This window comes from Candidatus Electronema sp. TJ (genome assembly GCF_048287355.1).
In the GTDB taxonomy this organism is placed as follows: Bacteria; Desulfobacterota; Desulfobulbia; order Desulfobulbales; family Desulfobulbaceae; genus Electronema.
This window is the reverse complement of record NZ_JBLWEP010000115.1, coordinates 1-7,536: the sequence shown is the minus strand read 5'-3', so window position 1 is coordinate 7,536 and position 7,536 is coordinate 1. Positions and strand designations below refer to the sequence as shown.

The following is a 7,536-nucleotide window of genomic DNA, read 5'->3' as shown; positions in this document are numbered from 1 at the left end:
CCTTTTGACATGCGAAAGGTATGCCTTTTGACATGCGAAAGGTATGCCTTTTGACTCTCAAAAGGCATACCTTTTGATTCCCAAAATGGGAGTATTTTGACTCTCAAAATGGGGGTATTTTGATTCTCAAAAAAACGGCATGTATCAACGCATGTCTTGCTGCATCCTGAAAAAGACAGGTGCTCGGAACAACACATATTCAACCCTGCTGCCAAACGCCATGCCGCCCATCCTGCACATAGCCAGCCTGCGCAAATCCTTCGCCGACTTCACGGCGGTGAACAACATCAGCCTTGAGGTGGAGGCCGGGGAGATATTCGGCTTTCTCGGCCCGAACGGAGCAGGCAAGACCACCACCATCAAGATACTGGCCGGACTGCTGCAGCCGGACAGCGGTACAGTGCGCATCAACGGCAACTCTCTGGCCGAAAAGCCGCTGGCCTGCAAGCAGGACACCGGCTATGTCCCTGACCGGCCTTGGCTGTTCGAGAAGCTCACCGGCAGCGAGTATCTGAAGTTCATAGCCAGCCTCTACCGACTGCCGGAAGAGCGGTTCAAGGCTGCGTCACAGCAGTATCTGGAGCTGTTCGATCTGAGCAAGTGGCAGGATCATCTGATAGAAAGCTACTCGCACGGGATGCGGCAGAAGTTGATCATGACCTCGGCCTTCATGCTTGACCAGCCGTTGCTGATCATCGACGAGCCGATGGTCGGACTGGATCCCAAATCCGCCCGCATCGTCAAAGAGCTGCTCAAGCAGAAGGCGGCGGCAGGCACAGCTGTGTTCCTCTCCACCCACTCGCTGGAGATCGCCGAGGAGCTGTGCCGCCGCATCGCCATCATCACCAACGGCACCCTGCGCGTCATCGGCACGATGGAGGAGCTGCGCAGCCAGGCAGGCAAGGATCAGAGCATCAATCTGGAAGAAATCTTCCTTGAGCTGACCGGTGCCTGGGAAATGCGGCAGGTGATCGAGGCGCTGAAGAGCAAGTGAGCCTGATCAGCCGCAGAGCCGCGCTCCGCTTGGGAGCGTGCAGCCTTGCCGCCGCGCTCGCTGGAAGCTGGACCGTTCTGATTGAGCCGAGCATTGTTCTCATCAACCGTTATCAGATTCCGCTTGTCAATCTTCCGCCCGCCTTTCACGGCTTCACCATCGCCCAGCTCACAGACCTGCATCTCGGAGTGCTGGTCTCCGCAGCCTTCATCAGCAAGGTGGTGGAGCGCACCAACGCCCTGCGTCCTGATGCCATCTTCTGCACCGGCGATTATGTCCACGCCAAGAACACCACGGAAGAGATAGACCAAGTCTGGCCGCTCCTCATGCGGCTGCGGGCGCGGCACGGCGTGTTCTCAGTACTGGGCAACCATGATCACTGGGCGGACACGGAACGCTCGCTCTACTGGCTGGAGCGGAGCGGCCAGAACATCCGCCATCAGTGCAAAACGCTGGAGCGGGGCAAAGAGCGGCTCGTTCTTGGCGGCGCAGGCGATCTGTGGGAAGACCGGCTGCTGATTGATCAGGCCTTTGCCGCCTCGGAGGAGAATGACTGCCGGCTGCTTCTCTCGCACAATCCCGACTCCGTGGACACGGCGTTCAAAACACCGCTCGCGCTGACTGTGAGCGGTCACACGCATGGAGGCCAGGTGCGCCTGCCTTTCTATGGCCCTCCTGTGCTGCCGGTGCAGAACAAGCGTTATGCGAGCGGCCTGATTGCCACAGAGAAAAGCAAGCTCTTCATCAGCCGGGGCATAGGCTGGGCCATCTATCCGGTGCGGTGCAACTGCTTCCCGGAAATCGCGCTGCTGGAGCTGGTCAGGCAGCCTGATGCTCGTGCATGACTGCGCCGCAGTTTCAGCGCTTCCGCGCTCTTTTTCTTTACCCGGCACGATAAATACGCTATTCTGCCAGACAGCGCGTCCCGCAGGGGCGTGTTTCGCGCTCCTTTTTCATCAGCAACAGAACAAGCATGAGAACAGCACGCCTTGCGGAGCTGGCCGCGCTGGTCAGTGGAACAGTCGAGGGCAACGGCGACCTTGTTATCACCGCCCTCAACAGCCTCGATCTGGCGCAGCCTGGTCAGCTGACCTTCATCAACAGCGTCAAGCTGGCGGACAAGCTGGCCGCGAGCAAGGCTTCGGCCTGCATAGCCCCGCTTGATTTCACCGCAGACCAGCTGCCTCTGATCAAAGTCAGCAACGTGGACCTGGCCTCGGCCCGCATTCACTGCTGGCTGCTGGAAGAGCCATTCAAGGCGGCTGGCATCCACGAGCGGGCAGTGATCGGCCGGGACTGCGTGATCAGCAGCCAGGTCAGCATCGGCCCGCTGGCTTGCCTGGGCGACCGGGTGACTGTCGGCGAGCGGGTGCGCATCGCCCCGGGCGTGGTCATTGGTGACGATGTGGTGATCGGCGATGACTGCGTTCTTCATGCCAACGCGGTGGTGGCCTATGGCTGCGTCCTTGGCAATCGGGTGACGCTGCATCACGGCGCAGTCATTGGCAGCGACGGCTTCGGCTTCGCCACAGACCCGGCCACAGGCGGGCACATCAGCAAGCCGCAAGTGGGAACTGTGCGCCTTGACGACGACGTGCAGATCGGCGCGAACAGCTGTGTGGACCGGGCCGCCTTTGGCGTGACCTGGGTCAAGCGCGGCGTGCGCATGGACAATCAGGTCATGGTCGGCCACAACTGCGTGATCGGCGAGAATTCCATCCTTGTTGGCCAGGCGGGCATTGCCGGCAGCACGGTGCTGGGCCGCAATGTGGTGCTGGCAGGACAGGCCGCTGTCGCCGGTCATCTGCATCTGGAAGACGGGGTGATGGTGGCGGGCAAAGCAGGCGTGCACAACAATCAGCAAAGGGGCGCGATGGTGGGCGGCATTCCGGCCATAGACATCAAACTCTGGGGGAAAGCCTCAGCCGCTTTCAGCCGTCTGCCGGAGATGCTCAAGGATTTGCGCCAGCTCCGCAAGAAGGTGGAGGAGCTGAGCGGCCAGCAGTGAGGCCGTCAGAATGTGTCGGGCGAAACATTTTGAAAACCTCGAGCGAGGGAATAAGTTTTCCTCGGGCGAGGGAGCAAGTTTCCCTCGGGCGAGCGAACAAGTTTCTCTCGAGCGAGGGAACAAGTTTTCCTCGAGCGAGCGAATAAATTTCCCTCGAGCGAGGGAATAAGTTTTCCTCGCTCGATGTTTTTTGACGCTCTCGAACGAGAGCGTTGAACAGGAACAGACTTCTCAAGATCATTATGACTGAACCGAACGCGGCTGCCGCAGCCGCCTCCTTGGACATCAAAGCGATACTCGACCTACTGCCGCACCGCTACCCCTTCATCATGATTGACCGGGTGCTCGACTATGAGCGCGGCAAAACCATCACCGGCCTCAAGAACGTGTCCATGGGCGAGCCATGCTTTCAGGGGCACTTCCCTGGCGAGCCAGTCATGCCCGGCGTGCTGATGCTGGAAGGCCTGGCTCAGACCGGGGCGGTGCTGGCTTACCTCTCTGCTGACAGCACCAAGGGCAAGCTCTTTTATTTCGCCGGGCTTGAAGGGGTGCGCTTCCGCCGCATGGTGCGTCCGGGCGACCAGATCATCTACAAGCTGGAGATGCTCAAACAGAAAGGAAAAGTGACGAAGATGGCTGGAAAAGCCTATGTTGACAACGAGCTGGCGGTTGAAGCCGAACTGATGGCCGCCTTTGCCTGAGACCCTCTGAGGACTGCGCCATGCCCATTCATCCTGCCGCCGTGATCGACTCCAAGGCGGACCTGCACCCAAGCGTTTCTGTCGGCGCGTATGCCGTGATTGGCCCGGACGTGACCATTGGCGCGGACACCGTGATCGATCCCCATGCGGTCATCTCCGGCCCGGCCCGCATCGGCCAGGGCAACCGTATTGGCTCCTTCTCCTCCATCGGCTCGGCCCCCCAGGACATGCGCTATCAAGGCGAGCCGACAGAGCTGCTCGTCGGCGACGGCAACCATATTCGGGAGTATGTCTCCATCCACAGGGGAACCGCAGGCGGACGCGGCAGGACGGTGATCGGCAGCGGCTGCATGCTGATGTCCTACTGCCATGTGGCGCATGACTGCATCCTCCATGATCATGTGATCATGTCCAATGTGGCGACGCTGGCCGGACATGTTGAGGTCGGCAGCCACGCCAACTTGGGCGGGCTGGTGGCTGTGCATCAGTTCTGCCGCATCGGTGCGCATACCTATATCGGCGGCATGTCCGGGATCTCGCTCGACGTGCCGCCGTATGTGATCCTTGCCGGCACCCGCAACCAGATGCGGATCACCGGCGTGAACAAGATCGGCCTGCGCCGCAGCGGCATGAGCCGCGAAGCCATTGACCGCATCGAGCAGGCCTTCAAGATCATCTTCCGCGCCGCCCCTGACGTGGTGCTGCAAGACGCGCTCACGCAGGCCGAGCAGGAGCTTGCGGATTCGCCGGAAGCCCTGCATCTGGTGGACTTCTTTCGCTCCAGCAAGCGCGGCGTGGTCAAGCGCACGGAAGAGGGGTGATGAGCGCTCCTGTCGGCCTGATCGCGGGAGGAGGCCAGTTCCCGCTGCTTTTCGCCGAGGCTGCTCAGGCGCGTGGCCGCCGCGTAGCCGCGGTCTGCCATCAGCACGAGACCCCGCCTGAGCTGGAGCGCCGCACGGCCGCTGCCTGCTGGGTCAAGCTCGGTCAGCTTGGCAAGATCATCAAGTTCTTCCACGAGCAGGGCGTGACCGAGACCGTGTTCTGCGGCACGATCACCAAGACCCGCATCTTCCGGGATATCCTTCCTGATCTCAAGGGCCTGAGCTTGTGGAACAAGATAGACAGCAAGCTGGATGACGGCATCTTGCGGGCTGTGGCCGGAGCTTTGGAAGAAGAGGGCATCACTGTGCTGCCTTCAACCTGCTATCTGGAGCACCTGCTCTTCCCAAAAGGCATACTCGGCAGGCGCAATCCCACGGGCGAGCAGTGGGCGGACATCCGTTTCGGCTGGCGGGTTGCGCGGGAGATCGGCAGGCTGGATATCGGCCAGTGCGTGGCAGTGCGCGGCGGCAGCGTGCTGGCGGTCGAGGCCATTGAAGGCACGGACGCAGCCATTCGTCGGGGAGGAGAATTGGCCGGCTCTGGAGCGGTGATCGTGAAGCTGAAGAAGCCGGGTCAGGACTTTCGTTTTGATCTGCCTGCCACTGGTGCGCAGACCATCGAAACGCTGGCCTCGGTCAAAGGCGCAGTCTTAGCTGCGGAGGCAGGACAGTCCTTGATCTTTGACCGCAAGGCAATGATCGCCGCAGCGGACAAGGCGGGCATCGCGGTGGTCGGGCTGGAGGAGCAGGCGAACGGGGAGCTGACAGCGGCTTGACGCAAGAGGGGCGAGCGCGGCAGGCAGGCTTCTTGTTCAGCCGTCTGCCGCATTCTCCTTCAAAAGGAAAGCGAGAACATCGATCCGCAGGTGATCACGCCTCGGATCAGCTCCTGACTCTTCGATTTCCCCACCGCCTCTTGAAAATCGTCCAGCGTGAAGCGGTGAGAGATCATGTCGGAGACGATGATCGCCTCTTCTTTGATCAGCTGAAGGCATTTGCGGAAGTCGCTGACCGTCGCCGCGCAGCTGCCGGTCAGGGTGATCTGACGCTCGGCCAAGACCGCTTTGTCCACTCCGGCCTCGCTCTCCGGCGAGGAACTGAACAGGCTGCACACGCCGCCTTGAGCAGTTAGGCGGAGACAGTCTGTCACCAGCTCAGGCATGAGGACGGAGATGATGACCAAGTCCGCGCCGCGTCCGCCGGTGAGCGGCATCACCTCACCGCTCAGGCTGCTCAGGCTGGTGTTGATCAGATGCCCTGCTCCCATCTGCCCGGCCAAGGCCAGACGGGCAGCGTTGCAGTCCGCCGCGATCACCTTGCAGCCTGACCACTTGGCAGTTTTCAAGTGCATCAGTCCGACTGAGCCGCAGCCGACAACCAGCACGGTCTGCCCTTCTTTCATCCGGTTGGTGCGGGCAGCGGCGAAGGTGCAGGCCAGTGGCTCGGCCATCACCGCATCCTCAAAGGAAATCTCCTCATCCAGCTTGATCAGCCCGCCTGCTTCGACAATTTCTTTCGGCACCAGCACCTGCTCGGCATACGCGCCGTTCTTTGAGCAGCCCAAAAGTCCGCCTGAATACACCGCCACCGGGTCACCGGGAAAAAAACCGCGCACACCAAGGCCAACCGCCTCAATTTCTCCGGCCAGCTCATGACCGGGAATGAGCGGCAGCTTGGCCAGCCCTTCGCCGAGCATCATTTTGATGTTTTTGGAGCAGATTCCGGCAGCTTTGGTTCTGACGACAACTTCGCCTGATCCCGGGGCTGGATCTGGATATTCTTCTATGCGGATGTCATTCGCAGCGTGGAGAACAGCAGCCTTCATAATTGTTACCGCTCAAAGTTGTGGAGTTCAGGGCTGATGCGCTCAAAAACGCGCATTCTGTGGCCGAAAAGAAAAAGCATGAAAGGAGATTAACGGAAAGCAGCCGAATATTCAAGAGAATACTTGACGCGGCCTGACAGGGGGAAAGAAAAAGGCGTTTCAAGCCTGATGCCTGAAACGCCTGATGCGTCAAAATGGGGTGAGCGATGGGACTTGAACCCACGACCGCCGAGGCCACAACCCGGTGCTGCCACCAGCTGAGCTACGCTCACCACAAAAACAACGGAGCAATTATACCCTGCCGCCATTTTTTGGCAAGAGGAAAAAGCCGCCTCTCCGCCTATTCCGCCCCGTTCAGCTCTTTGCCGCAGTGCTTGCAGAGCTGGGCGCGGGCCTTGATCAGCTCGGCGCAGTACGGACATTCACGCAGAAAGTGGCTGGCAAGAATGCGGCTGATCGCCAGATTGACTGCCTGCTCCAAACCCGGATCAGTGAAGTTGTGATTGCGCAGCGGCTCGATGCAGGCAATGTCGTTCAGCTCGGCCAGCAGGTCGGCGGCTTTGCGGCGGAGGGTGATGTCCGCCGCATTGTCGGTCAGCAGATGCACCACCGGATTGAGGTCTTTAGCCGCCACGCAGCCGCAGAGCTGGGCCGCCGCCGCTTTCTCAGCCTGATAGCGGATGTTCTGCCGCCGCAGGTCTTCGATGTCCACTGCGCAGCCGGTGAAGGCGTATTTAGTGGCCACCATCATGCTGTAATTCTCTGGGCTGTTGGGCAGCTCCATATGGCGGTACGAGCCGGTGTGGCCGTATTGATTTTCAATAAAAGCCCAGCCGTTGACAAAAAGCGGACATTCGTCGTTGAGGCAGATGAAGAGGAATTCCGAACCCCAGCCAAGGCCGTCGCCAACATGCACAGGCGGCGCGTGGCAGAGGGTAAGTTCTGTCCGGCAATGCGGACAGACGTGTTTTTCGTCGAGATAGGCAAGAACTCTTTCCAGCATGATCAAACTGCTCCTTATGTGAAATGAATGAAAATTCTGATAGTTTTTCAAAGCGGTCAGCTTCATTATACCAGAATGCCTGTCAGGAGTCACTGGCAGATGCTGCCATCGCTGTCAAGTTTCA

The 7,536-nt window shown here is 59.9% G+C and carries 8 protein-coding genes and 1 tRNA gene; 6 read left to right on the top strand and 3 right to left on the bottom strand.

From position 1 onward, the window contains the following. Positions 1-220: 220 nt before the first annotated feature. From ACNKID_RS08920 to ACNKID_RS08895, 6 genes are all read left to right on the top strand, one after another. Complete coding sequence (locus ACNKID_RS08920) at positions 221-994, top strand: ABC transporter ATP-binding protein (RefSeq protein ID WP_417913084.1); 774 nt, start codon at positions 221-223, stop codon at positions 992-994. Further along, positions 991-1,839, top strand: coding sequence for a metallophosphoesterase (locus ACNKID_RS08915; RefSeq protein WP_417913083.1), 849 nt, complete (start codon positions 991-993; stop codon positions 1,837-1,839). The genes ACNKID_RS08920 and ACNKID_RS08915 overlap by 4 nt, the downstream gene beginning before the upstream one ends. A 128-nt stretch (positions 1,840-1,967) precedes the next feature. Then, positions 1,968-3,002, top strand: coding sequence for a UDP-3-O-(3-hydroxymyristoyl)glucosamine N-acyltransferase (gene lpxD, locus ACNKID_RS08910; RefSeq protein WP_417913082.1), 1,035 nt, complete (start codon positions 1,968-1,970; stop codon positions 3,000-3,002). A gap of 242 nt (positions 3,003-3,244) precedes the next feature. After that, the gene (fabZ, locus tag ACNKID_RS08905) at positions 3,245-3,703 is read left to right on the top strand and encodes a 3-hydroxyacyl-ACP dehydratase FabZ (protein WP_417913081.1); all 459 of its coding nucleotides are present in this window, start codon (positions 3,245-3,247) and stop codon (positions 3,701-3,703) included. A gap of 20 nt (positions 3,704-3,723) precedes the next feature. After that, the gene (gene lpxA, locus ACNKID_RS08900; RefSeq protein ID WP_417913080.1) at positions 3,724-4,524 is read left to right on the top strand and encodes an acyl-ACP--UDP-N-acetylglucosamine O-acyltransferase; all 801 of its coding nucleotides are present in this window, start codon (positions 3,724-3,726) and stop codon (positions 4,522-4,524) included. Then, complete coding sequence (locus ACNKID_RS08895) at positions 4,524-5,360, top strand: LpxI family protein (RefSeq protein WP_417913079.1); 837 nt, start codon at positions 4,524-4,526, stop codon at positions 5,358-5,360. The genes lpxA and ACNKID_RS08895 overlap by 1 nt, the downstream gene beginning before the upstream one ends. 59 nt (positions 5,361-5,419) lie before the next feature. Here ACNKID_RS08895 and ACNKID_RS08890 read toward each other — a convergent pair whose 3' ends face one another. From ACNKID_RS08890 to ACNKID_RS08880, 3 genes are all read right to left on the bottom strand, one after another. After that, entirely contained in the window at positions 5,420-6,409 is a 990-nt protein-coding gene (locus ACNKID_RS08890) for a zinc-binding dehydrogenase (protein ID WP_417913078.1), read from the bottom strand. Positions 6,410-6,604: 195 nt separating this feature from the next. After that, a tRNA-His gene (locus tag ACNKID_RS08885) sits at positions 6,605-6,681 on the bottom strand. Positions 6,682-6,749: 68 nt separating this feature from the next. After that, the gene (locus ACNKID_RS08880) at positions 6,750-7,412 is read right to left on the bottom strand and encodes a zinc ribbon domain-containing protein (protein WP_417913077.1); all 663 of its coding nucleotides are present in this window, start codon (positions 7,410-7,412) and stop codon (positions 6,750-6,752) included. Positions 7,413-7,536: the final 124 nt, after the last annotated feature.

Bases quoted from the DNA above. Each gene is read 5' to 3' on its own strand.
- ACNKID_RS08920 (WP_417913084.1), top strand. From the start codon at position 221: ATGCCGCCCATCCTGCACATAGCCAGCCTGCGCAAATCCTTCGCCGAC.
- lpxD (WP_417913082.1), top strand. From the start codon at position 1,968: ATGAGAACAGCACGCCTTGCGGAGCTGGCCGCGCTGGTCAGTGGAACA.
- fabZ (WP_417913081.1), top strand. From the start codon at position 3,245: ATGACTGAACCGAACGCGGCTGCCGCAGCCGCCTCCTTGGACATCAAA.
- lpxA (WP_417913080.1), top strand. From the start codon at position 3,724: ATGCCCATTCATCCTGCCGCCGTGATCGACTCCAAGGCGGACCTGCAC.
- ACNKID_RS08895 (WP_417913079.1), top strand. From the start codon at position 4,524: ATGAGCGCTCCTGTCGGCCTGATCGCGGGAGGAGGCCAGTTCCCGCTG.
- ACNKID_RS08890 (WP_417913078.1), bottom strand. From the start codon at position 6,409: ATGAAGGCTGCTGTTCTCCACGCTGCGAATGACATCCGCATAGAAGAA.
- ACNKID_RS08880 (WP_417913077.1), bottom strand. From the start codon at position 7,412: ATGCTGGAAAGAGTTCTTGCCTATCTCGACGAAAAACACGTCTGTCCG.